General features: G+C 64.5%; 21 protein-coding genes and 1 pseudogene. 20 read left to right on the top strand and 2 right to left on the bottom strand.

What is annotated here, in order from left to right; all coding sequences use genetic code 11:
- Positions 1 to 94 precede the first annotated feature (94 nt).
- Positions 95 to 460, bottom strand: a complete 366-nt coding sequence (locus tag Q673_RS21395) for a hypothetical protein (RefSeq protein ID WP_023004671.1) — start codon at positions 458 to 460, stop codon at positions 95 to 97.
- A gap of 502 nt (positions 461 to 962) precedes the next feature.
- Positions 963 to 1,394 (bottom strand): MerR family transcriptional regulator, encoded by a 432-nt coding sequence (locus Q673_RS35745; RefSeq protein WP_081711945.1) that lies wholly within the window; start codon positions 1,392 to 1,394, stop codon positions 963 to 965.
- A gap of 1,048 nt (positions 1,395 to 2,442) precedes the next feature.
- On the opposite strand from Q673_RS35745, the gene Q673_RS21380 reads away from it, so the two are divergent.
- From Q673_RS21380 to Q673_RS21290, 20 genes and pseudogenes are all read left to right on the top strand, one after another.
- Positions 2,443 to 2,796: a YHS domain-containing protein gene (locus Q673_RS21380; protein WP_023004669.1), complete on the top strand. Its 354-nt coding sequence runs from the start codon at positions 2,443 to 2,445 to the stop codon at positions 2,794 to 2,796.
- Positions 2,789 to 3,115 (top strand): DUF5676 family membrane protein, encoded by a 327-nt coding sequence (locus Q673_RS0117970; protein ID WP_031217539.1) that lies wholly within the window; start codon positions 2,789 to 2,791, stop codon positions 3,113 to 3,115. The genes Q673_RS21380 and Q673_RS0117970 overlap by 8 nt, the downstream gene beginning before the upstream one ends.
- Before the next feature lie 399 nt (positions 3,116 to 3,514).
- Positions 3,515 to 3,769: an SHOCT domain-containing protein gene (locus Q673_RS21375; RefSeq protein WP_023004667.1), complete on the top strand. Its 255-nt coding sequence runs from the start codon at positions 3,515 to 3,517 to the stop codon at positions 3,767 to 3,769.
- Positions 3,770 to 3,869: 100 nt separating this feature from the next.
- Positions 3,870 to 6,278 carry a copper-transporting P-type ATPase gene (locus tag Q673_RS21370; RefSeq protein ID WP_031217537.1) on the top strand — a complete coding sequence of 803 codons (2,409 nt, stop codon included), beginning with the start codon at positions 3,870 to 3,872 and terminating at the stop codon, positions 6,276 to 6,278.
- Between the two features lie 2 nt (positions 6,279 to 6,280).
- Complete coding sequence (locus Q673_RS21365) at positions 6,281 to 6,538, top strand: DUF2933 domain-containing protein (protein WP_023004665.1); 258 nt, start codon at positions 6,281 to 6,283, stop codon at positions 6,536 to 6,538.
- A complete protein-coding gene (locus Q673_RS21360; protein ID WP_023004664.1) occupies positions 6,531 to 7,190 on the top strand; it encodes a methyltransferase family protein in 660 nt (219 codons plus the stop codon). Before Q673_RS21365 ends, Q673_RS21360 begins: the two co-directional genes overlap by 8 nt.
- 84 nt (positions 7,191 to 7,274) lie before the next feature.
- Positions 7,275 to 7,481 (top strand): annotated as a pseudogene (locus Q673_RS36405) (hypothetical protein); the annotation flags it as partial.
- 49 nt (positions 7,482 to 7,530) lie between these two features.
- Positions 7,531 to 9,231, top strand: coding sequence for a DUF3141 domain-containing protein (locus Q673_RS21350; protein ID WP_023004662.1), 1,701 nt, complete (start codon positions 7,531 to 7,533; stop codon positions 9,229 to 9,231).
- Positions 9,232 to 9,297: 66 nt separating this feature from the next.
- Positions 9,298 to 9,756 carry a hypothetical protein gene (locus Q673_RS21345; protein WP_023004661.1) on the top strand — a complete coding sequence of 153 codons (459 nt, stop codon included), beginning with the start codon at positions 9,298 to 9,300 and terminating at the stop codon, positions 9,754 to 9,756.
- 52 nt (positions 9,757 to 9,808) lie between these two features.
- Positions 9,809 to 11,011 carry an acetate/propionate family kinase gene (locus Q673_RS21340; RefSeq protein WP_023004660.1) on the top strand — a complete coding sequence of 401 codons (1,203 nt, stop codon included), beginning with the start codon at positions 9,809 to 9,811 and terminating at the stop codon, positions 11,009 to 11,011.
- Entirely contained in the window at positions 11,008 to 12,027 is a 1,020-nt protein-coding gene (locus Q673_RS21335; RefSeq protein WP_023004659.1) for a bifunctional enoyl-CoA hydratase/phosphate acetyltransferase, read from the top strand. Before Q673_RS21340 ends, Q673_RS21335 begins: the two co-directional genes overlap by 4 nt.
- Positions 12,027 to 13,793, top strand: a complete 1,767-nt coding sequence (locus Q673_RS21330) for a PHA/PHB synthase family protein (RefSeq protein WP_023004658.1) — start codon at positions 12,027 to 12,029, stop codon at positions 13,791 to 13,793. Before Q673_RS21335 ends, Q673_RS21330 begins: the two co-directional genes overlap by 1 nt.
- 97 nt (positions 13,794 to 13,890) lie before the next feature.
- Complete coding sequence (locus Q673_RS21325) at positions 13,891 to 15,078, top strand: thiolase family protein (protein WP_023004657.1); 1,188 nt, start codon at positions 13,891 to 13,893, stop codon at positions 15,076 to 15,078.
- A gap of 69 nt (positions 15,079 to 15,147) precedes the next feature.
- A complete protein-coding gene (locus Q673_RS21320) occupies positions 15,148 to 16,179 on the top strand; it encodes a zinc-dependent alcohol dehydrogenase family protein (protein WP_023004656.1) in 1,032 nt (343 codons plus the stop codon).
- A gap of 72 nt (positions 16,180 to 16,251) precedes the next feature.
- On the top strand, positions 16,252 to 17,034 hold the full coding sequence (locus tag Q673_RS21315; RefSeq protein ID WP_023004655.1) for an SDR family oxidoreductase: 783 nt from the start codon (positions 16,252 to 16,254) through the stop codon (positions 17,032 to 17,034).
- A gap of 52 nt (positions 17,035 to 17,086) precedes the next feature.
- The gene (locus Q673_RS21310; protein WP_023004654.1) at positions 17,087 to 17,287 is read left to right on the top strand and encodes a YHS domain-containing protein; all 201 of its coding nucleotides are present in this window, start codon (positions 17,087 to 17,089) and stop codon (positions 17,285 to 17,287) included.
- Positions 17,288 to 17,354: 67 nt separating this feature from the next.
- Positions 17,355 to 18,506 (top strand): NAD(P)/FAD-dependent oxidoreductase, encoded by a 1,152-nt coding sequence (locus Q673_RS21305; protein ID WP_023004653.1) that lies wholly within the window; start codon positions 17,355 to 17,357, stop codon positions 18,504 to 18,506.
- A gap of 17 nt (positions 18,507 to 18,523) precedes the next feature.
- Complete coding sequence (gene fabI, locus Q673_RS21300) at positions 18,524 to 19,306, top strand: enoyl-ACP reductase FabI (RefSeq protein ID WP_023004652.1); 783 nt, start codon at positions 18,524 to 18,526, stop codon at positions 19,304 to 19,306.
- Positions 19,307 to 19,346: 40 nt separating this feature from the next.
- The gene (locus tag Q673_RS21295; RefSeq protein ID WP_023004651.1) at positions 19,347 to 20,570 is read left to right on the top strand and encodes an SAM-dependent methyltransferase; all 1,224 of its coding nucleotides are present in this window, start codon (positions 19,347 to 19,349) and stop codon (positions 20,568 to 20,570) included.
- Between the two features lie 127 nt (positions 20,571 to 20,697).
- Positions 20,698 to 22,041 (top strand): MFS transporter, encoded by a 1,344-nt coding sequence (locus Q673_RS21290; protein ID WP_023004650.1) that lies wholly within the window; start codon positions 20,698 to 20,700, stop codon positions 22,039 to 22,041.
- Positions 22,042 to 22,366: the final 325 nt, after the last annotated feature.

Genomic DNA, 22,366 nt, shown 5'->3' with positions numbered 1-22,366 from the left:
CTGAAGTGTGTGTCATGACCAAAACCTCCGGACATGACCGAGACCGCCCCCCTCCGGGAGCGATGTCCCGGTCGGGGTGGGTAGTGAGGAAGGGTTACGCGGCAGCTAGCAGCGAGTGGTTCAGCTCGTCGTGGCGAGCCACCAGCAGGTAGTCACCGTGCTGACGGTCGTTCTGCACAACGAGAGCCTCGAGCTCGAGAGCCAGAGGCTGGTGGGGGTTCCCGCATGGCGGGATGCGATGGTGAGTCAGCCGCACCGCCTGGGTCCCTGCCGGGTACCCGGAAAGCTGGCTGGCCACGTTCTGCAGCAGCATTTGGAATCGTTCGAGGGGAGTGACCCCATGCTCCGAGACCACGTGCTCTGCGGCATACATGCAGTCGTCCATGGCCCGCTCGCTGATGCGAACCTTGCCCACAAAGCCATGGTCACAAGCCAGCGACGACATATCGTAGGATTTCATGGTGGATCTCCTGTGGTAATGCACACAGGGGACACACCTTCCCCACCGGGGATGTGGATCCCCTGGTGGGTGATGGCACATGAGTGCCGAAGACGAGATGCGGCATCCAGCCCGGATGGGCGGCCTCGTCTCGGGATGCGCGAGGCCTTGGGAGGTAGCGTACCGTCAAGCGGCGCACCCTTGAAACGCCTGGGTGCCTGGGGTGCCTCGGTTGGTGCCGGTCGAGACCACCGGACCGCCATGGACGGTGCTTGCAAGAACTAGCTTACGTCACCGCCGACCACAGTCAAGCCACAGAGCCACGTGCTTGGCGGCTTGCTTGAATTCAGGGAATAGAATCATGGTACTCATTTACATATCCCCGCCAGCGTTTGCAAACGACTAAGCGCTCGGCAACGGGAATCTACGGACTACTAACAATTGCGTTTGGTGTATAGCAACTCTGACACCAGCAGTGCATAACAAGTCGGGAAGATACCGCCGACAGAATACCTCAGTCGCATCACTGCTGGCCTCTGTGCGAACCATCCGTAATGACCGCTGACTCCGACGATCCCAGTGCTTCAATCAGTTCCCCCAGGCTGGGATTATCGGGAGCATCATCGTGGTCGATGCTCTCCAGCCATTGCGCTATCGCCTGGAGTTCTTGAATCCGCAAGCGGATGTGGCGCCCTTGATCAGCCAGCGGCGCGCACCTATCGACAACTGTAGGTCTGTCTTCATCCGCCCAACTCAATATATTCTTGATTGCTGGTAGACCAACTCCCAACGAACGAAGGCAATCAATGAAACGAAGTCGCCCTAGCGCCTCTTCATCGTAAAGTTGATAGCCATTGCACGGATCCCGTTGCGGTCGTAACAGACCCTCACGTGTGTAGTGACGCACCGTTTCAGCAGAGACGCCACCAGCACGAGCCAATTCTGTGACTCGCATTGCCCTTTCCCTACATATCCATTCTACGTCAGCTTACAACCTTGAGGCTGCCCAAAGGTCAAGATCGAGCTGGGTCGACCCATGGCGGTCTCCATCGTAGTGCTGCACCTCCAAAATGTGGCCTTGAATCAAGGGTAAAAAAACAGATACGCATGAGAGCGGTACAAAGGATTCAAGAAGTTAATACTGCGCTGGTGTCATGCCGAATAACCAACCAAGACCAAAGTTTTGAACATACATCCATGCCGAAACGGTATAACCTACGGTAAAAGTCATCCCAGCCATTCGCCCAGGTCACCACTTCAATGAGGCCACTGCAGCTTACGGCAAGCTCCATCTTGATCCATGTCAATGGACAGGATTCGATTCTGCGCTAGGGTAAGATGTACATCACTCTGCAGGAGCCCTGCCGCATGGCCAGGCACGCGTCATTTCCCAAGCAATCCTCGCGGTCTGCCACCGCGTGGCATCGCTTTGGTCTGGTCATCCTGCTGGGCATGGTGCTACTGCTCTCTAGCGCCGCCACAATGGCAGATGTCCCTTCCTCGGCAGATGCTCCCTCCTCTACTTTGTCTGGCCAGGTTGGCGTTGAGCCTCACGCAGATGCGCACTCGAACATCGAGTTCATCAACGCAGACTATCCTCAACCGCGATGCCACCATGGCCATGGCACTCGTAATGTCGGCAGCGCCCTGTTGCGCCTGGAGCGCCAGGACTTGGACTTCGAGCCTCTTCCTTTGAGCATGACAGCCCCAGCCATAGCGCCCCAGGTTGTCACCGCCAGCGGCAGGCCAAGCGCTCTCCTCTCCCCCTCTTCGGTTCCAGTCTACCTTTTGACCCAACGCTACAGAGTCTAAGTCGACTCGCTCCCTGATCCCGCGCTTCCAGACATGGCTGTGCGGGAGAAACCCGTGCCCGCCCCACATTGATCCAGGCAACTGCCGGAGTGGCCGCTGTGCGTGGAGAGTCTCTTTCGCATGCACATTCGTAAGCACGCCAGCGGGCTCGGTATCGGGTACAGCTTAGCGGAAGTCACGAGGAGGCATTTATGAACGCACTGTTTTACTTCCTGATCTGGGCAGCGATCCTCTTTCTGATGATGCGCTTTGGCTGTGGTGCCCACGTCATGGGGCACCGCCATGGCAGGAGCAAGCATGGCGACGATAGTCGAGAGGATCCACACGCCACCGAGGGGCTGAAGTGGATTCCGCCAGCCGAGGACGTCGATCCCGTCTGCGGCAAGACCGTCAGAACCGAAAGGGCCAAGCCGAGCGTCCACGATGGCCACGTCTTTTACTTCTGCTCTCGTGACTGCCGGGAGCGCTTCGAGGCCGCGCCCGAACAATATCTCGCACCTGCAGCAAAGGACTTTACTACCCAACCGGAGAACGAAGATGCCTGATGCCGATGTTCCGTCGACAGCCAAGCCTCGCTCCGGAACCCGCTTGCCGGTCCAGGCTACGCCACGGATTCCCGTGATCACGCTCGGGATGAGCCTGGGGCTGTTTCTGGCCGTGACCTTCACCCTATGCGTCGGCTTCGACCTGCTGTTTCCCGACCAGGCGATGTATAAGAGCTGGCTTCGCCTGCTGCCTGGCTTCACCTGGTTGAGCTGGTCAAGCTTCTTCCTGGGCCTGGCTGAAAGCTTCGGCTACGGCTGGTACGTCGCCCTGGTCTTCGGCCCGCTCTACAACTTCTTTGCCACACGCTTTGGACGGTGAGAATCGGCGGGAGGCAGGCCCCATGGACAACACATGTAACGCTCCAAGCAGCCATTCAGGCTTGTTTCAGCTTTTTCGGCCATACTCGATGTTGCCAAGGAATTGGCAGCGACATCTCGCGCCTATCAGCGGCGAGTACCGATGTTTATTCCTCGCTGGGGACAGTGGCGGAAGCTAGCCGATACCTCACGCAATACTCACGATGAGCGGGGGGCACTAACATGGATTCACACATCAACGCATGCCTGCGGTGGTGATTCCATTCCAACGAGGATGACGAAAGCTGACCGGGATCAAGAGCCGCATGCTTTCACCTCTATTTTTCTTGATCCTTGGGTTACCCACAGGTTTTAGCCTGACATCAGGGCAGGGTAATTCAACATGAAAGGAGATCCGACCATGTGGGGCGACATGATGGCGTATATGGGGAATTACGGCTGGGGGCATATGCTCTTCGGCGGGCTCATGATGGTGTTGTTCTGGGGCGCCGTCATTGCCTTGGCCGTTCTCCTCGTGCGTGGCATGACCCGAGGCCGGGGCGAGGCCATGTCTCAACAGCGGCCAACGGCACTGGACCTTCTGCAAGAACGCTATGCCCGCGGCGAGATCGACCGCGAGGAATACGAGCAACGCAGGCGCGATCTTCTGCTTTGATCGCACCTCCTGATTATTGGATACGGCACTATTAGTTTCGACCCTATCGAGATAGGGCCACGAGGTTGAATCAAGACGCGGAAGCGACGGAGACGATTCCATGACGCAACACCAACACGACCATTGTCACGGGCATGCCTCGCACGAGGCACCGACACGAGGCAGCGGCGATACGGACCAACACACCGCCGGCAGCCAGGGTGGCGCCCAATACACCTGCCCGATGCACCCGGAGGTCGTCTCCGACCAGCCGGGTGACTGCCCCAAGTGCGGCATGCACCTCGTGCCCGTGGGAAGCGACGACTCGCAGTCGCATGACGGGCATGGTCATGGGGCCTCCGCGCCGGCCCACGGCGGCAAGTACGACAAGGTGCCGGCCGGGCATGCCGGCGCCGTCTACACCTGCCCGATGCACCCCGAGGTGCGCCAAACCACTCCCGGTGCCTGCCCCCTGTGCGGTATGGGTCTGGAGCTGGAATCGGCGGCGGTCGGCGATGAAGGGCCGAATCCCGAGCTGGTCGATTTTACCCGACGCTTCTGGGTCGCGGCCGTGCTCACGCTTCCGGTCCTGATTCTGACGATGAGCCCCTACCTGGGCCTCGGGGCCATTCGCGACTTCTTCGGTGAACGCAACGCGATGTGGATCGAGCTGGTGCTCAGCACGCCGGTGATCCTGTGGTCGGGCTGGCCGTTCTTCGTGCGCGGCTACAACTCCTTCCGCACCATGAACCTCAACATGTTCAGCCTGATCGGCATGGGGGTCGGCGCGGCCTATCTGTTCAGCATCGTGGCGGTGCTGTTGCCGGGCGTCTTCCCCGACGGCTTTCGCCGGGAAGACGGCACCGTCGGCGTCTATTTCGAGGCCGCGGCGGTGATCGTCACCCTGGTACTGCTGGGTCAGGTGATGGAGTTGCGCGCCCGTGAAGGCACCGGCAAGGCGATCCGCGCGCTGATGGACATGGCCGCCAAGACCGCGCGGGTGATCCGGCCCGACGGCAGCGAAGAGGAGATACCGCTGGAAGACGTGCAGGTCGGCGATCACCTGCGGGTGCGCCCCGGCGACAAGGTACCGGTGGACGGCGTGGTGGTCGAGGGCCGCTCCTCGATCGACGAGTCGATGATATCCGGCGAGCCGGTACCGGTGGAGAAGGTCCAAGGCGACCAGGTCACGGGGGCCACGATCAACGGCACCGGCAGCCTGGTCATGGAAGCCACCCGCGTCGGCGCCGACACCATGCTCAGCCAGATCGTCGAGATGGTGGCCGCTGCCCAGCGCTCGCGCGCACCGATTCAGAAATTCGCCGACAAGGTGGCGGGCAAGTTCGTGCCCGCGGTGATCGGCGTCGCCATTCTCTCCTTCATTAGCTGGGCGATCTGGGGTCCGGCGCCGGCGCTGTCCTATGCGCTGGTCTCGGCGGTGGCGGTGCTGATCATCGCCTGCCCCTGTGCGCTGGGCCTGGCCACGCCGATGTCGATCATGACGGCCACCGGGCGCGGCGCGCAGGCCGGCGTACTGATCAAGAATGCCGAGGCGCTGGAACGTTTCGCCAAGGTCGATACGCTGATGGTCGACAAGACCGGCACCCTGACCGAAGGCAAGCCGAAGCTGGTGGCGGTGCTGCCCGAGTCGGGCCATGACGAGACTGAGGTGCTGCGCCTGGCGGCCAGCCTCGAGAAAGGCTCCGAGCACCCACTGGCCGAGGCCATCGTCGCCGGCGCCGAGGAGCGCGGCGTGTCCCTCGCCGATGCCACCGATTTCGAAGCCGTGACTGGCATGGGCGTCAAGGGGGTCGTGGACGGCAAGTCGGTGGCCCTCGGTAACGCCAAGCTGATGGCCGAACTGGGCCTCGATGGCGGCCGGATCTCCGAGACCGCGAACGCCCGCCGCGATGAAGGCGAAACGGTGATGTTCGTCGTGCTCGATGGCCAGATCGCCGGCCTGGTCAGCGTCGCCGACCCGGTGAAGGAGACCACCCCCGAGGCCCTGAAGGCGCTGCACAAACTTGGCTTTCGCATCATCATGGCCACCGGCGACAACGAGCGGACGGCCAAGGCGGTGGCCGGGCGACTGGGTATCGATGAGATCCGCGCCGACGTGCTGCCCGAGGACAAGGCCCGCATCATCCGCGAATTGCAGGAACAAGGCCGTAAGGTGGCGATGGCCGGCGACGGGGTCAACGACGCCCCCGCCCTGGCCCAGGCGGATGTCGGCATCGCCATGGGCACCGGCGCCGACGTGGCGATCGAAAGCGCGGGCTTCACCCTGGTCAAGGGCAACCTCGACGGCATCGTCCGCGCCCGCAAGCTGTCGCTGGCCACCATGCGCAACATCAAGCAGAACCTGTTCTTCGCGCTGGTTTATAACGCCACGGGTGTGCCCATCGCTGCCGGGATCCTCTATCCGTTCCTTGGCATTTTGATCGGGCCGATCTTCGCCGCCTTCGCGATGACCGCGTCGTCCCTGTCGGTGGTCTTGAATGCGCTGCGTCTGCGCCGGGTGAGGATCTGATCATGGCCGACAACCAGCGCTGGCTAGACCGGCGGCCAAGCAAAGGACGCTTCTGGCTCGTCGTGGGGATCGCCCTGGCGGCCATAGTGTTTCTGCTCTGGGAGGAGCACCGAGTGCATCTGCTCGGTGCCCTGCCCTGGCTGATCCTGCTCGCCTGTCCGCTAATGCATGTGTTCATGCATGGCGGTCATGGTGGGCACGGTAGCCACGGATCGGATGGCGATCACAAGGCAACGCACAAGGAGGATCGCGATGAGTAGCGACGTACCGTCCTATGGCCTGTGGAGCCTGGTCATTCTCAACTCGGCGATCTTCATCTTCTTCGCCTTCAGCTTCTTCAAGCCGCAGACGCGCCGCGACTGGCGCTCGTTCGGGGCCTTCAGCGCCTTCCTGGTGGCGCTGTTCACGGAGATGTACGGCTTCCCGCTGACCCTCTACTTCCTCTCCGGCTGGCTGCAGTCGCGCTACCCGGAGGTGGACTGGTTCAGCCACGATGCGGGCCACCTGCTGGAGATGCTGTTCGGCTGGCAGGCCAACCCGCATTTCGGGCCGTTCCATCTGCTGAGCATGGTGTTCATCGCCGCGGGTTTCTGGCTCATCGCCGCCGGCTGGCGGTCACTCTATACCGCCCAGCGGCGGGGAGAACTGGCCACCACCGGGCTCTATGCCCATGTCCGGCATCCCCAGTACGGCGGCTTCGTGCTGGTGATGTTCGGCTTCCTGCTGCAGTGGCCCACCCTGCTGACCCTGGCGATGTTTCCGGTGCTGGTGTGGATGTATAGCCGGCTGGCGATCCATGAAGAACGCGAGGTAGCGAGCCAGTTCGGTGAAAAGTGGCAGGCCTACGCGGCGCGCACGCCGCGCTTCATACCGCACCTGCGGATGGCGAGTACGAGTGGCTGGCGCCTGTAAGGACAAAATCCCAGAGGTGCAGTCATGAAAAGCAGACGTTTTTCTCGTCGGCACGATCGTGGTCGTCAGCGACGACTCGCCCGGGGCTTCTTCTGCCCCTGCCACGGCTCCCAGTTCGACTTCGCCGGACGCGTGTTCAAGGCGGTGCCGGCGCCGATCAACCTGAAGGTTCCGCCGTACCGCTTCCTGTCCGAGTCCCGGATCGAGATCGGCGCCCACGACATCCTGACACTGAGAGGTATCCACTATGACCGCCAAAACATCCACCACCAAGCCACCCACGGCTCATAAAACCCCGCGCAAGCGCCAACCCACCGCCCCACCAGAGATGGACGCCCCGATGACCGCACCCGAGCCCGAAGAAGGCACCCTCCCGAGCCACCCGGCCACGGAGCTACTCGCCTATCAGACCGACCTGTGGCGACGCGGCGTACGCTACCTGGACACGCTGCGTGAGCGCGCCGACAACATGCTCGAGCATGAGCAGGCGGGCAAGCCGCCACTGCTCGACTTCGATTACGAGATGCTCGTGGATGGCCGTCGACTGGCGCGCCCCGCCAACTATGCCCTGCTGCGCATCACCCGGGTCGGCGAGGACTGCCTGGAGGACTGCCTCGACGAGACTAGGCCGCCAGTGATGATCGTCGACCCGCGTGCCGGCCACGGCCCAGGCATCGGCGGCTTCAAGCGCGACTCCGAGGTGGGCATGGCGCTCCACGAGGGACACCCGGTCTACTTCGTGATCTTCTTCCCCGAGCCCGTCCCCGGCCAGACACTGGAGGACGTGCTGCACGTCCTGCGCCGCTTCGTCGAGACGCTGGCCGAGCGCCACCCCGGCCAGCCGCCGGTGCTCTACGGTAACTGCCAGGCGGGCTGGGCCATCGCGCTGCTCTCCGCCGACTGCGAGGGTCTGGTCGGGCCGGCGGTGCTGAACGGCTCGCCGCTCTCCTACTGGTCCGGCGAATCCGGCGTCAATCCCATGCGCCTCGCCGGCGGCCTGCTTGGCGGTGCCTGGCTGACGCACCTGATGGCCGACCTGGGAGACGGGCGCTTCGACGGTGCGAACCTCGCCACCAACTTCGAAGCCCTCAAGCCTGCGAATACCCTGTGGCAGAAGGACTATCAGCTGTTCGCCGACATCGACGGCCAGCGCGAACGCTTCCTCGAGTTCGAGCGCTGGTGGACGGGCTTCTATAGCCTGAGCAAAGAGGAGATCGTTGCCATCGTCGAGAACCTTTTCGTCGGCAACAAGCTGGAGCGTGGCGAGCTCGAGGTCTGCCCCGGCTGTAGCGTCGACCTCAAGCGCATCCGCAACCCCCTGGTGATCTTCGCCTCCGGCGGCGACAACATCACCCCGCCCCATCAGGCGCTCAACTGGATCCCCGCGGTCTATCCCGATACCGCGGCACTCAAGGCCGCCGACCAGCGTATCGTCTACCTGCTCAATCCCCACGTCGGGCATCTGGGCATCTTCGTCTCCTCCAAGGTGGCGCGCCTCGAGCACCGAGCGATCCTCGAGAGCGTCGGCAATCTGAATGACCTGGCCCCTGGCCTCTACGAGATGCGCATCGACAACCCCACCGGCGACCCCGACTGTCACAAGCCCCAGTTCCAGGTGCGCTTCGAGGAGCGCCGCGTGGAAGACCTGGACTTTCCCGACCAGGCCCCGGCGTTCGAAGGGGTGCGAGCGCTCTCCGAGCACAATGTGGCCCTCTACGAGACCTTCGTCGGGCCCTGGGTGCGGTTTTACACCACCCCCTGGTCCGCCGAAGCGCTGCGACAACTACATCCGGCGCGGACCAGCCGGCTGATGTTCTCGGAACGCTTCTCCCCCTGGATGACCGGAGTGAAGTGGCTGGCCGAGATGGTGGAGACCGCGCCGGCGCCGGTCGATAGTGACACCCCCTATCGGCAATGGGAGACGCTGGTGAGCGACTCTATCGCCTCGACGCTGGAGCTTGCCGGCACGACCCGCGACAGCATGTACGAGATGTGGTTTCGCAGCCTCTACGGCGGGGGATGGTGGAGCGAGAACGAGTGACCCAGTCGAAGCCGACCCGGTTTACAGCCAATACCTATAGAGCAACCCACTAATGGAGAGCAATAAATGAAGATCGAGACCTTTCATGACCTGATCGACTGGACTCGCCAGCTGCATGCCCAGTTGGCCGAATGCTTCAGGCACTGTGCCACCCGGCAGGAGGAGGCACGGGCCAAATCACTGCTGGAGTACCTCGCCGATCACGAGGCGGTCCTGGAGCACACCGTGGCCAGCTTCGAGAAGCAGGCCGACCCCAAGGCCCTAAACACCTGGGTTTACGACTATCTATCGCATGCGCCCATCAAACCTCATCAGGCGTGCAATTTGCCCTATGCCGAGATGGGCTTCGAAGACATCAGCCGGGAAGTCTTCTCGCTGCACGATCAGGTCATCGCGCTATACCGCTACCTGGAAGGACGCGGCGACATCCCCGAGGCTCGGGATCTCGTTCGCGAGCTCTTGAAGCTGGAGGAACACGAGGCGATGCGTCTGTCCCAACAGATCAACCGAGCCCGAGACCTGTAGCCAGGCGCTGAACAGGGATCACCTTTCGCCCCCGGAGAAGGAGGACTCGACGATGCCAAGCCGCCGATCGGCCATTCTGGTGGTCAACTGCGGGTCATCCAGCCTGAAGTTCGCCGTATTCGGTCTGACGGAAGGGCTCGCACGGCTGGTTTGGGGATCGGCCAGTGGGATCGGCACGTCACAAGGCCGGCTCCAGATGTCGAGTGCACAGGGAACGGTTGACGACCACCCCGCGCGACTGGCTGATCATGCCACCGCCATCGAGAAGGTCGACACCCTTCTTCAACAGCAGACAAGCCGACTGGACCTCGTCGGCATCGGGCACAGGGTGGTCCATGGTGGCCCCGATTGCGACTGCCCCCAACGGATCGATGCCTCCCTGCTGGACCGGCTTCACGCTCTGGTGCCACTGGCTCCGCTGCACCTGCCACACAACCTGGCCGGCATCACCGCCATGCGCACGCAGTTCCCCGACGTGCCCCAGCTCGCCTGCTTCGACACGGCATTCCACCACGGCCTGCCCGCGGTTGCCCGGCACACCGGCCTGCCCCGGGAATACGCGGCCCAAGGGGTGCGTCGCTACGGTTTCCACGGCCTCTCCTACGAGTTCATCGTCGACGACCTGAGGCGGCGCCATGGCCCCGCAGCGCTCGACGAACGACTGATCGTCGCACACCTGGGCAACGGGGCGTCGATGGCGGCGATCCGCCACGGGCGCAGCGTCGAGACCACGATGGGCTTCAGCGCCTTGGGCGGCATGCCCATGGGTACCCGCAGCGGCGATCTGGACCCCGGTATCCTGCTCTATTTGGCCGGTCATGACGGGCTCGATGCCGCAGAGATCGAGGAACTTCTCTATCGACGCTCGGGGCTGCTGGGGCTTTCCGGGGTGAGTGCCGACATGCGGGAACTCCTGACGCACCGCGAGGACACGCCGGAGGCCACGCAGGCCGTCGACTTCTTCTGCCATCGTGCCCGCCACTTCATCGGTGCCCTGAGCGCCGCGCTCGGCGGGCTGGACCGGCTGATCTTCACCGGCGGCATCGGCGCGAACTCACCGGCGATCCGGGCACAGATCTGCGCAGGAATGGGGTATCTCGGCATCACACTGGAGGAAGGACGCAACCGCACGCCCGGGCCGGTGATTTCCGCCGACGAGGGCCCGGTCCGGGTAGAGGCCGTGGCCACCGATGAAGAACGGATGATCGCCCGGCACGTGCAGCGCACATTAACCAACACCCAGGAGGTGACATGACCCAGATGGCAACGCCAGTGGCCCTTGCGACGCTCGATGACCTGATTCAGCAGGCCGGTGGCGGTGACCCGATCCGCGTCGCCGTGGTCAATGCGGCCCAGGCGGCGGTGCTGGAGACGCTTCGCGAGGCGGCGAGGCGACGCATCGCCGAGCCGGTGCTCATCGGCCGCCCCGCCGAGGTCGTCGAGGTTGCGGCCACGCTCGGCTGGGAGGTCGACCCGGCATCGGTGATCGAGGCCGACTCGGAGGCGGCCGCCGCTCGCCGCGGGGTGGAGCTCGTGCAGGCCGGACGCGCGGAGGCGCTGATGAAAGGGCACCTCCACACCGATACCTTCATGCATGCCCTGCTGGACAATGGCCTGCGACAGCCCGGCCGGCGAGTGAGCCACGTCTTTTTGGTGGACGTGCCCGACTGCCCACGCCTGCTGTCCGTGACCGATGCGGCCGTGAACATTACCCCCGACCTCAATGCCAAGGCGCAGATTCTCCAGAACGCCATCGAGCTGATGCACATGATCGGGCTCGAGCGGCCACGTGCCGCGGTCATTTCCGCCGTGGAAACGGTCAATCCGGCCATCGTCTCTACCCTGGATGCGGCCTGCCTGACCCTGATGGCCCGCCGCGGCCAGATTGCCGGCGCCGAGGTCGACGGGCCACTGGCCTTCGACAACGCCATCTCGGAACGTGCGGCCCGCGAAAAGGGCATCGACTCCCCGGTGGCGGGGAAGGCCGACATCCTGCTCATGCCGGATCTGGTGTCAGGCAACGTGTTGGCCAAGAACCTCGAGTACCATGCCGGCGCCACGGCGGCCGGGGTGGTCATGGGGCTGACGGTGCCGGCGGTACTGAGTTCCCGGGCCGACCCGCCCGAGGCGCGCCTGGCCGGACTGGCCGTGGCGGCGCTGATGTACCGCGCGGGGATCCGCCTGCCCGTGCCCTCCCCTGACGAAGCGGAATCCACCTTCTGCTGTTCCCCGCAACCCGAGTCGGCCTGCCGCCCCATGGAGGTGCGCTGATGGACACCACGACCCGAACCACCACCCGAGCCACCATCGACGGGACGACAGCGAGCCCACCGGCGACGACCACCGATCAGCGCCTGCACGCCATGATGAGCCTCTTCACAGGGGGGCTGTCACCGACCGCCGTCCAGCAGGCCTGGTGGGACTGGGCGCAACATCTGCTCCTGTCGCCCGACAAGCAGGCCGAACTCGCCGGCAAGGCCCTGCGTAAGTGGCAACGCTTCGGCGGTTACTGGGAGCAGGCTTGCCGGGCACCGTGCGAGCCCTGCATCGAGCCGTTACCCCAGGACAAGCGCTTTCGCGGCGAGGCCTGGCAGCGCTGGCCTTTCAACGTGCTCTATCAGGGTTTCCTGCTGCAGCAGCAGTGGTGGCATGCAGCCACCACCGGTGTACCGGGTGTCTCGCGCCACCATGAGGCGATGGTGAACTTCGGTGCACGACAGATACTCGACGTCTTCTCGCCGTCGAACTTCCTCGCCACCAACCCCGAATTGCTGGAGCAGACTCGGCGCGAGGGTGGCGCCAACCTGGCCCGCGGCGCCAGTAATCTGCTGGAGGACTGGCGCCGCCGGCAGGCCGGCGAAGGGCCGGTGGGGGTCGAAGCGTATCGGGTCGGCCGAGACGTGGCGGTGACGCCGGGCAAGGTGGTCTACCGCAACCGGCTCATCGAGCTGATCCAGTACGCGCCCACCACCCAGGAGGTCCATGCCGAACCGGTGCTGATCGTGCCGGCCTGGATCATGAAGTACTACATCCTCGACCTCTCCCCGGAGAACTCCCTGATCCGCTACCTGGTGGCCCAGGGCCATACGGTGTTCGTCGTCTCCTGGAAGAACCCGGGCAGCGACGAGCGAGACCTGGGCATGGCCGACTACCGGCGGCTGGGGGTCATGGCGGCCCTCGACGCGGTCACGGCCATCTGCCCGCAGCAGCGTGTCCACGGCGTGGGCTATTGCCTGGGCGGGACGCTGCTGTCGATCGCCGCGGCCGCCATGGGGCGGGACTGTGACACTCGCCTGGCCAGCCTGACGCTGCTCGCCGCGCAGACCGACTTCAGCGAGGCCGGTGAGCTGATGCTGTTCATCGACGAGGATCAGGTGCGTTTCCTCGAGGACCTCATGGCCGTCAGGGGCTATCTGGACACCCGGCAGATGGCCGGCGCCTTCCAGCTGCTGCGTTCCCAGGACCTGATCTGGTCGAGGATGGTGCGCAGTTATCTCGCCGGCGAACGCCCGCCCATGTTCGACCTGATGGCCTGGAACGCCGACGGCACCCGCATGCCGGCGCGCATGCACAGCGAGTACCTCCGGTGGCTGTTCCTCGACAACGATCTCGCCGGTGGGCGCTACCGGGTGGACGAACGGCCCGTATCGCTGACCGACATCGAGATCCCCGTGTTCGCCGTCAGCACGCTCAAGGATCATGTCGCCCCCTGGCGCTCCGTCTACAAGGTTCAGTGGCTGACGCCGGCGGACGTCACCTTCGTGCTCTCCAGCGGCGGGCACAACGCCGGCATCGTCAACCCGCCCGGTGATTCCCGCCGCTTCCACCAGATCTCGACCATCCAGGCTGAGGACCCCTTCATGGATCCGGATGGCTGGCAGGCCACTGCCGCGCATCATGACGGCTCCTGGTGGCCCTGCTGGCAGGGCTGGCTGGAAGGTCACAGTACCCAGCGCATACCCGCTCGGGAGCCGGGGGAGACCCAAGGCTATCCGGCGCTGGACGAAGCGCCAGGACGTTATGTCCTGGAGAAATGAGCCCGTCCTGCGGGGAAGGGGGCCGCTGCCATCGATGGCCCCAGAGCAGCCGTGCCGAAGGGCGCGGCCAATGTCATAGTCAGCGAGGTGAGCAATCATGAAGGAATCCAACGTCGTTCTCTGCGCCCCGGTGCGCACGGCCATCGGCACCTACGGCGGCACACTCAAGGCCACGCCGGCACCCGAGCTCGGCGCCACCGCCATCGCCGAGAGCCTGCGCCGCTCGGGCTTGGCCCCCGAGGACGTGCAGAGCGTGGTGCTGGGTCAGGTGGTCCAGGCCGGCGCCAAGATGAACCCGGCGCGCCAGGCCGCGATCCATGCCGGCTTGCCGGTGTCGGTGCCGGCGATGACGGTCAACCGGGTCTGCGGCTCCGGCGCCCAAGCCGTGGCCAGCGCCGCCCAGGAGGTGATGCTCGGGCATCTCGACTGTGCCATCGCCGGCGGAATGGAGAATATGGACCTCGCGCCCTACCTGGATCTCGCCGGACGCTGGGGCCATCGCATGGGCAATGCCGAAATCTACGACAGCATGCTGCGCGACGGGCTCAATGATGCCTTCTCCGATCAGCACTCGGGGTGGCACACCGAGGATCTGGTCAGCCGCTTCGGCATCAGCCGCGAGGATCAGGACCGATGGGCGGCGCGCAGCCAGCAGCGCTTCGGCGAGGCGCAGGCGGCAGGACGCTTCGACGCCGAGATCGTGCCGGTCGAAGTCAACTCCCGCAAGGGCACGGTGGCCTTCGGGCGCGATGAGCACAACCGCCCCGACGCCACCGCCGAGGGCCTCGGCAAACTCAGGCCGGCCTTCCGCAAGGAGGGCACCATCACCGCCGGCAACGCCCCCGGGCTGAACACGGGCGCGGCGGCGATGATCGTCGCCGATCGCGCCTGGGCGGAACGCCAGGGCCTCGCGCCCATGGCGCGTCTGGTGAGCTACGGCGTCGGCGCCGTCGAGCCCGGCTACTTCGGCCTCGGCCCGGTGCCGGCGGTGCAACAGGCACTAGCACGCGCCGGCTGGCGCATGGGTGATGTCGAGCGCATCGAGATCAACGAGGCCTTCGCGGCCATCGTCCTTGCCCTGATCGGGGAGCTCGGGCTGGCCGAGGACATCGTCAATGTGGAAGGCGGCGCGATCGCCCATGGCCATCCCATCGGCGCCACCGGGGCGGTGCTGACCACCCGGCTGCTGCACGCCATGGCCCGGGACGACGTGCGCCGCGGCGTGGTCACCTTGTGCATCGGTGGCGGCCAGGGGGTGGCGCTGGCGCTGGAGCGCCTAGCGTAACCGCGAATCAACCCGTACGCGCGACTCGCTATGAAAGTGCCGAGCCGCGCCACTCAAGGAGGCAACATCATGAAAGCACTCGTCTATCATGGTCCTGGCCAGCGTCGCTGGGAGGACAAACCGCGCCCAGGCATCACCAAGCCCACGGATGCGGTGGTGCGCATTACCCATACCACCATCTGCGGCACCGACCTGCACATCCTCAAGGGCGACGTACCCGCCGTGGAGGATGGTCGTATCCTCGGCCACGAGGGCGTCGGCGTCGTCGAGGAGGTCGGCGACGGCGTGAGCCATATTCAGGTCGGCGATGAGGTGCTGATTTCCTGCATCACCTCGTGTGGCCGCTGCGACTATTGCAAGCGGGGTCTCTATGCCCACTGCCGCGACGGCGGCTGGATCCTCGGTCACCTGATCGACGGCACCCAGGCCGAGTACGTGCGTATCCCGCACGCGGACAACAGCCTGCACCGTTTACCCAAGGACATGGACCGCGCCGCGGCGGTAATGCTCAGCGACATTCTGCCTACCGGTCATGAGATCGGCGCCCTGAACGGCGAGGTGGGGCTCGGCGACACGGTGGCCATCGTCGGCGCCGGCCCCATCGGCCTGGCAGCGCTGATGACCTCCCGCTTCTACTCCCCGGCGCGGATCATCATGGTCGACCCGGACGAGAACCGCCTGGCCATGGCGAAGCAATTGGGCGCCACCGACACCATCGCCCGGGAGCCGATCGATGCCATCGACGAGCTGACCAATGGCGAAGGCGTGGACGTGGCCATGGAAGCGGTAGGCATTCCCGAAACCTTCGACATCTGCCAGCGCATCGTCCGCCCGGGGGGGCATATCGCCAACATCGGCGTGCACGGCAAGAGCGTCGAGTTCCGCCTACAGGATCTGTGGATCAAGAATGTCACGGTGCGTACCGGCCTAGTGAACACCAACACGACTCCGGTGCTGATGCGCATCGTCGAGGCCGGTGGCGTCGAGCCCGCGGGTTTGGTGACCCACCGCTTCAAGCTTGACGACATCGAGAAGGCCTATGACATCTTCAGCGAGGCGGCGAAGGAACAGGCCATCAAGATGCTGCTGACCGCCGAGTGATGTTCACCCTCATCGGCAATGACGGCCACTTCGAGGCCACTGATATCGATCCTGTGAATAAGGAGCGCAAGCATGGAGTTGAACGGCAAGACGATCGCGATCACCGGGGCCGCCCAAGGGCTTGGCCGCGCCATGGCGGTACACCTCGCACAATGCGGCGCGCAGACGGCCCTGCTGGACAGGGATGAGGACGGCCTGCAACAGACCCACGCCGCTTGCGAGCAAGCGGGACCGCGCAGTCGGTACTATCCCGTGGATATCACCGAGGAAACCCATGTGGAGGCGTGTTTCCAGGCGCTGGCGAATGATTTCGGTAGATTGGATGGGGTGATCAACAACGCCGGCATCACCCAGGATGGTCTGCTGGTCAAGGCCAAGGATGGCCATGTCGTCAAGAAGATGTCATTGGCGGACTGGGACGCAGTCTCGCATATCGATATGCGTGGCGTCTTTCTGTGCGCCCGGGAGGCGGCGGCGCGCATGATCGAGGCCCGAGCGGATGACACCACCCGCCAATCCCCTGGGCTGATCCTTAATATTTCGAGTATCAGCCGTGCGGGCAATATCGGCCAGACCAACTACTCGGCGGCCAAGTCGGGGGTGGATGCGATGACCGTCACCTGGGCCAAGGAGCTCGCCCGCCACAACATCCGCGTCGCCGCCATCGCTCCCGGGTTCTTTCGCACGGCCATGGTCGAGGCGATGCCCGACAAGGTCCTCGACAAGCTGCGGGCCCAAATCCCGGCGGGACGGCTGGGGGACCCCGCGGAAGTCGCTCACGCGGCGCAGTTCATCTTCGAAAACGACTACTTCAATGGCCGCATCCTGGCGTTGGATGGCGGGCTGCGTTTGTAGACGGGGGCGCAGCAAGAAGGCGTGGTTCTGACTTATAAAGGAGTGAACAGCAATGAAACGCGAACGCGTGGAGCAAAAGTCTTTCGTGGATCCGGTTTGCGGCATGCAGGTCAGCTACAAGACCGCCGCCGCGGAGTCCGACTATCACGGTAAACACTATTACTTCTGTGCGACGGCCTGCCGCGAACAGTTCGACGCGGATCCCGCGCGCTATGTTCGTACGCACCGCCAGCATGGGTCGAGACGTGGGTGAACGTCGAGGCCCTTCAGCCGTGATCCAGGCCCCGACCGTCTGCGCCGTCCCCACGCGCCGAGAGCCCGTGACCGTGATCGGCGCGGGCCCCGCCGGCTTGGCCTGCGCCATCGTGCTGGCGCGCGCCGGGCAGCGCGTGATCGTGCACGAGCGCCGCCGTCGCGTTGGCGCCCGCTTTCACGGTGACTTCCAAGGGCTCGAGAGCTGGAGTGACGACATCGATGTGCTCGATGAACTCGCGAGCGCGGGGATCCGACCCAGCTTCGAGCATCATGCCATCTCGCACGTGACGGCCTTCGACGGCCGGGACGCTCGCCACGAGATTCGTGCGGAGAAGCCATTGTACTACCTGGTCCGGCGCGGGTCGGGGACGGACACGCTGGATCAGGCGCTGCTCGAGCAGGCCCAGGCCAGCGGCGTGGAGGTAAGGCTCTCCTCTCCCCTCAAGAGCGCTCCCGGCCTCGCCGTCGTGGCCACGGGGCCGGTGCTCGCCAACATCATGGCGGTGGGCTACCTGTTCGAGACCGCTATGCCGGACGGCCAGTGGGCCTGCTTCAGCGACCGCCTGGCGCCGGGCGGCTACGCCTACCTGCTGGTGCAGGGTGGGCGGGGGACCGTCGCCACCTGTCTGTTCAGGGAGTTCACCCGCAACGACGAATTCCTGGCGCGCACGATCGCCTTCTTTACCGAGCATGCCGGGCTGGACATGCGCACCGCTCGCCCCTTCGGCGGGGTCGGCAACTATGGGCCGCCCTGCCGGGGCGAACACGTGGGACGCCTGCTGGTGGGTGAGCATGCGGGCTTTCAGGACGCACTCGCGGGCTTCGGCATGCGTTACGCCCTGCGCTCGGGCATCCTGGCCGCGCGCAGCCTGCTGGAGGGTAGCGATTACGACTCGCTGTGGCGGCACTCGCTGCTGCCGGCCATCCGCCAGAGCATCGGCAACCGACTGCTGTACGCCAAGGCCGGTGATCGAGGGCGACGGGCCATGTTTCGCCGGATGGCGGTGGGGGATGCGCGCCCGATGCTCGCCAGGCTATACCGCCCGAGCCTGTTGGGCCGGATCCTGTATCCATTCGCGCGACGGCACGGGCGCATACCCCAGCACGACCCGGACTGCTGCGACGACGCCTGCACCTGTGTGCGCTGCCTGTGCCAGCGCCACGTCACCTCAGGGGTTGTCGAGCCACAGCTGAAGACCCGACCACCGACATCCTAGAGAGAGGAAGGACGAACATGGAACTCATCGACATGAAAGGACGCAAGGGCCTGATCGTGGGGGCCGCCAACGAACACAGCCTGGCCTGGTCGGCCGCCCGGCATTTCCACCATGCCGACGCGGAGCTGGCGCTCACCTACCTCAACGACAAGGCGCGGCCCCATGTCGAGCCACTGGCCCGGGAGGTGAACGCCGGGCTCTTGCTGCCCTGCGATGTCACCGTGCCGGGGCAACTGGAGGCGGTATTCGAGGCGATCCGTCAGCGCTGGGGACGGCTGGACTTTCTCCTGCACGCCATCGCCTGGGCCCGCAAGGAGGAACTGCACGGGCGACTCACGGACTGCTCGGCCGAGGGCTTCGCCGAATCGATGGTGATTTCCTGTCACTCCCTGATCCGCATGGCCCAGTTGGCCGAACCCTTGATGGACCGTGGCGGCAGCCTCATGACGCTGAGCTACTTCGGTGCCGAGAAGGTCGTCGATCACTATAACGTCATGGGGCCCGTCAAGGCCGCGCTGGAGGCCTCGGTGCGCTATCTGGCCCACGAACTGGGCCCCCGCAACATCCGTGTCAATACCCTTTCCGCCGGCGCGGTCAGGACCCGGGCGGCCTCCGGCATCGAGCACTTCGACGAGCTGCTCAACGAGTCCGCGAAGCGGGCTCCCCTGCGCCGTACCGTGGACGCCGATGAGGTGGGTCGCACTGCGCTGATGTTGGCCAGCGACTATACTACCGGCATTACCGGCGAGGTGCTCCACGTCGATGGCGGCTTTCATGTCGCCGGCATGGTCTTTCACTGAGTCATGACATTTCACTGCAACTAGCAAGGAGGCTTGCGTAATGTTGTCGGCATTCCTCAGTCGCATCGTTCAGGCCGGAGAGCTCACGGTGATAACACCGTCCGGGAAGCGGCAGTGTTTCGGGCCGGGTGGCGCGCCTGCAGTCACGGTGCGGCTCCACCACCGGGCGCTCTATCGCAAACTGATCATGAACCCCGACCTGTATCTGGGCGAGGCCTACATGGATGGGACCTTGACCGTGGAGGAGGGGAGCCTGCGCGACTTCCTCGACCTCTGCACCGCAAGCGTCGAAGCCCTCGATCGCCATCCGATGCAGCGGCTGCGCCAGCGGCTTGGCCGACCCCTGCGTTATCTACAACAGTACAATCCGCTCGGCCGCTCGCGCGCGAATGTCGCCCATCATTACGATCTCTCGGCCGAGCTGTTCGATCTCTTTCTCGACGCGGATCGCCAGTATTCCTGCGCCTATTTCCCTGACGGCAACGAGAGTCTCGAGCAGGCGCAGGAGAAAAAGAAGCGCCATCTCACCGCCAAGCTGTTGTTGCAGCCGGGCATGCGCGTGCTCGATATCGGCTCGGGCTGGGGCGGCCTCGCCCTTCATATCGCCGAGAGCGCCGGGGCCCGTGTCAAGGGGATCACCCTCTCCGAGGAGCAGTTGCACGTCGCCCAGCAGCGGGCGGTGCGCTCCGGGCTGGGCGAGCGTGCGCGCTTCGAGCTGCTCGACTACCGAGCGGAGCACGAGGTCTACGACCGGATCGTCTCGGTCGGCATGTTCGAGCACGTCGGGGTGTCGCACTATGGGGGATTCTTCCGCACCTTGAAGGGTTTGCTCAAGCCCAACGGCGTCGCTCTGATTCATGCCATCGGGCGCATGGAGCCGCCGGGGCAAACCAATCCCTGGCTGCGCAAGTACATCTTCCCGGGCGGCTATTGCCCCGCGCTCTCGGAGGTGCTGGCCGCGGTGGAAAAGGCCGGCCTGTGGGTAACGGACATCGAGGTGCTGCGCCTCGACTATGCGGAGACGCTGCGGGAGTGGGCGCGACGCTTCGCGGCCAACCGCGAGCAGGTGCGTGCATTCTACGACGAACGCTTCTGTCGCATGTGGGAATTCTATCTAAACATGTGCGAGATGGCCTTTCGCAACGGACCGATAATGGTCTTCCAGATCCAGCTCACACGCCAGCGGGACGCCGTTCCCTCGCACCGGAACTACATCGCGGATTGGGAGCATGCCCTGGAAAACGACGCCAACGAAGTCGCGTGAGCGGGTCGGGTCGGAAGGTGGTTTTACTGTTGGGAGCGGTGCTCGCCGGATTCCACTGAGGTGAGTAAGGAGACTTCATGGTATTTTTGGCATTCTTCAGCCGTCTGGCTCATGAGTACGGTACCGCATGAGCGAGAACGGAAAGCTAAGTAATGGCGACACCGACGTGAGCCTTGATCTCGGGCATCCGCGAGACCCGAACGGCAATGCGAGCGACCGTTCGATTGGTGTGGTGGCAAAATCTAGCGCTGGTTTCAATACCCTGCTCGCCGCCACTTTCGTCGTCTTCCTCGGCTACGGCACGGTGCTGCCGATCCTGCCGCTGTTCCTCGACCGCGTGCTGGCAGTGACTACCCCCGGGGACGTATCGCTGCACACCGGGCTGCTGACGGGGGTGTATACGCTGGCCTTGTTCGGCTTCGCCCCACTATGGGGAAGTCTCTCCGACCGGCTGGGCCGGCGGCCCGTCCTGCTGTGGGGGCTGGCAGGGTTTGCGCTGGCCATGCTGGGATTCAGCCTGATCCGTGACCTGCCACTCGCCTATGGAGTACGGGCGCTTGCCGGCGCCTTCGCGGCGGCAGTGATTCCAGTGGCACTGGCGCAGGCGGCCGAGTGTGACGATGCGACGCGCCGTGCACGTCGTTTCGCTTGGCTCAGTGCCGCCTCCACCCTGGGCTTCCTGTCCGGCCCCATGCTCAGCGGTTGGCTCGCCAGCATTCCGATGGTGATGCCGCAATCCGACATGGTCCTCGGCGGACCCGTGGCCTGGCCCTTCGTGGTCACGGCGGGACTCGCCGGTGCGGTGTGGCTGTTGCTCTACCATCACGTTCACGAACGGCCGGCACACCGCCCGCCTTTCGACGAGCCTGCCGGCGAGCCGGCGTCGCCTCGGGCCATCGGTGGCTTTCTGACGCTGACGCTGCTGGCGATGCTGGGCCTGGGGGCCTTCGAGGTGGGCCTCAGCCTGCAGGCGCGACAGTCGATCGGTCTCGACCCCTTCAGGGTCGGGTTGCTGTTCACGGAGTGCAGCCTGGTGATGCTGGCGGTGCAGCTGCTGTGGTCGGCATACCCACCGAAACGCCTCTCCCCCGGCCATCTGATCGGCGGGGCCTTCCTGCTGATGGCCGTAGGCATTCTTGGCCTCCCGTATGCTTCGAACTTCTGGGGGGCATTCGTCGTGGTCGGGCTACTTGGCGCGGGATCAGGGCTGCTGGTTCCGCTACTGGCCTATCAGGTCTCCCTGGCCAGCGGGCCGGCACAGGGTGCGGCGCTGGGCAAGCAGACCGCCTTGGCCAGCCTTGGGCAAGCCGTGGGGTCTGCGGGCGCCGGATTGCTGTTCGCTGGCAGCGCGCTCGGCACATACTGGGGGCTTGCGATCGTGCTTTTCGTTACCGCCATCCTTACATTCTTTGTTCACTATCATCATCCTCGAGTGATAGCACTGGTTAAACACGCACCGCGTCAGAATTAATGACAGTATTTCATGGCGGAAACAGGATTTGGCAACCTGATTCTGCACACACGCCTCCTGCTTTCTTCGATCTTGATGCATATCAATGGACAGGTAGTATCACTGGTCTAAGGTGAGGGAGCCGTTTCTCGTCAAGTTGTCTGCCACCATGGCCAAGAGCCCACCGACACGCCGCCTCAGTCTTGCCCACGCCTTGTCGTGGCTGCGTATCGGTATAGTCGCACTGATGCTACTGGGTCTATTCCTGGTTGCGATTCAGTCCCACGCCCACCACGAGACTGCCTTCCTCCAGGGCAGCCCCCTAGCCCGGATGTTGCACCGGGTC

Source organism: Halomonas sp. PBN3, assembly GCF_000475415.1.
GTDB classification, from domain to species: domain Bacteria; phylum Pseudomonadota; class Gammaproteobacteria; order Pseudomonadales; family Halomonadaceae; genus Halomonas; species Halomonas shengliensis.
Note: the sequence above shows the minus strand (reverse complement) of the source record. Positions and strands in the feature narration are given on the sequence as shown.

Excerpts from the sequence above, each read along its gene's own strand:
- fabI (WP_023004652.1), top strand. The coding sequence starts at position 18,524 with ATGGAACTCATCGACATGAAAGGACGCAAGGGCCTGATCGTGGGGGCC.
- Q673_RS21320 (WP_023004656.1), top strand. The coding sequence starts at position 15,148 with ATGAAAGCACTCGTCTATCATGGTCCTGGCCAGCGTCGCTGGGAGGAC.
- Q673_RS21340 (WP_023004660.1), top strand. The coding sequence starts at position 9,809 with ATGCCAAGCCGCCGATCGGCCATTCTGGTGGTCAACTGCGGGTCATCC.
- Q673_RS21290 (WP_023004650.1), top strand. The coding sequence starts at position 20,698 with ATGAGCGAGAACGGAAAGCTAAGTAATGGCGACACCGACGTGAGCCTT.
- Q673_RS21295 (WP_023004651.1), top strand. The coding sequence starts at position 19,347 with ATGTTGTCGGCATTCCTCAGTCGCATCGTTCAGGCCGGAGAGCTCACG.
- Q673_RS21350 (WP_023004662.1), top strand. The coding sequence starts at position 7,531 with ATGACCGCACCCGAGCCCGAAGAAGGCACCCTCCCGAGCCACCCGGCC.
- Q673_RS21310 (WP_023004654.1), top strand. The coding sequence starts at position 17,087 with ATGAAACGCGAACGCGTGGAGCAAAAGTCTTTCGTGGATCCGGTTTGC.
- Q673_RS21365 (WP_023004665.1), top strand. The coding sequence starts at position 6,281 with ATGGCCGACAACCAGCGCTGGCTAGACCGGCGGCCAAGCAAAGGACGC.
- Q673_RS21330 (WP_023004658.1), top strand. The coding sequence starts at position 12,027 with ATGGACACCACGACCCGAACCACCACCCGAGCCACCATCGACGGGACG.
- Q673_RS35745 (WP_081711945.1), bottom strand. The coding sequence starts at position 1,394 with ATGCGAGTCACAGAATTGGCTCGTGCTGGTGGCGTCTCTGCTGAAACG.
- Q673_RS21345 (WP_023004661.1), top strand. The coding sequence starts at position 9,298 with ATGAAGATCGAGACCTTTCATGACCTGATCGACTGGACTCGCCAGCTG.
- Q673_RS21375 (WP_023004667.1), top strand. The coding sequence starts at position 3,515 with ATGTGGGGCGACATGATGGCGTATATGGGGAATTACGGCTGGGGGCAT.
- Q673_RS21380 (WP_023004669.1), top strand. The coding sequence starts at position 2,443 with ATGAACGCACTGTTTTACTTCCTGATCTGGGCAGCGATCCTCTTTCTG.
- Q673_RS21325 (WP_023004657.1), top strand. The coding sequence starts at position 13,891 with ATGAAGGAATCCAACGTCGTTCTCTGCGCCCCGGTGCGCACGGCCATC.
- Q673_RS21335 (WP_023004659.1), top strand. The coding sequence starts at position 11,008 with ATGACCCAGATGGCAACGCCAGTGGCCCTTGCGACGCTCGATGACCTG.
- Q673_RS21360 (WP_023004664.1), top strand. The coding sequence starts at position 6,531 with ATGAGTAGCGACGTACCGTCCTATGGCCTGTGGAGCCTGGTCATTCTC.
- Q673_RS21315 (WP_023004655.1), top strand. The coding sequence starts at position 16,252 with ATGGAGTTGAACGGCAAGACGATCGCGATCACCGGGGCCGCCCAAGGG.
- Q673_RS0117970 (WP_031217539.1), top strand. The coding sequence starts at position 2,789 with ATGCCTGATGCCGATGTTCCGTCGACAGCCAAGCCTCGCTCCGGAACC.
- Q673_RS21370 (WP_031217537.1), top strand. The coding sequence starts at position 3,870 with ATGACGCAACACCAACACGACCATTGTCACGGGCATGCCTCGCACGAG.
- Q673_RS21395 (WP_023004671.1), bottom strand. The coding sequence starts at position 460 with ATGAAATCCTACGATATGTCGTCGCTGGCTTGTGACCATGGCTTTGTG.